Below are 353 nucleotides of genomic sequence, written 5' to 3'. Positions count from 1 at the left end.
CGTCACCCTGTTCTACGTCCTCGCGGTGGTCGCGCTGGGCTTCCACGTCCAGCACGGCATCTTCTCGGGCATCCAGACGCTCGGGTGGTCGTCGAACAGCCGTGAGCGCATCATCAAGGTGGTGTCGACGGTCTTCGCCGCCGTGCTGACCCTCGGCTTCATCTCGGTGCCCCTCGCCGTCACGTTCGGAGTGGTCTGATCCCATGACTGACAGCACTGACGCCTCGTCCCACCACGTGTCCTACGCCGACTACGCGACCGGTGAGCCGGTCGTCGACAAGGCGGTCCCCTCGGGCGCCATCGAGACCCGCTGGGAGCGCCGTCGTTTCGGCGTCAAGCTGGTCAACCCGGCG

1 protein-coding gene is annotated in these 353 nt (G+C 66.9%); it reads left to right on the top strand.

Going from position 1 to position 353, the window contains the following annotated elements:
• On the top strand, nucleotides 1–199 hold a 199-nt coding region (locus DBV35_RS29510), incomplete at its 5' end, for a succinate dehydrogenase/fumarate reductase transmembrane subunit (protein ID WP_205648953.1).
• Nucleotides 200–353: the final 154 nt, after the last annotated feature.

Source organism: Acuticoccus kandeliae (assembly GCF_003073115.1).
Note: the sequence above shows the minus strand (reverse complement) of the source record. Positions and strands in the feature narration are given on the sequence as shown.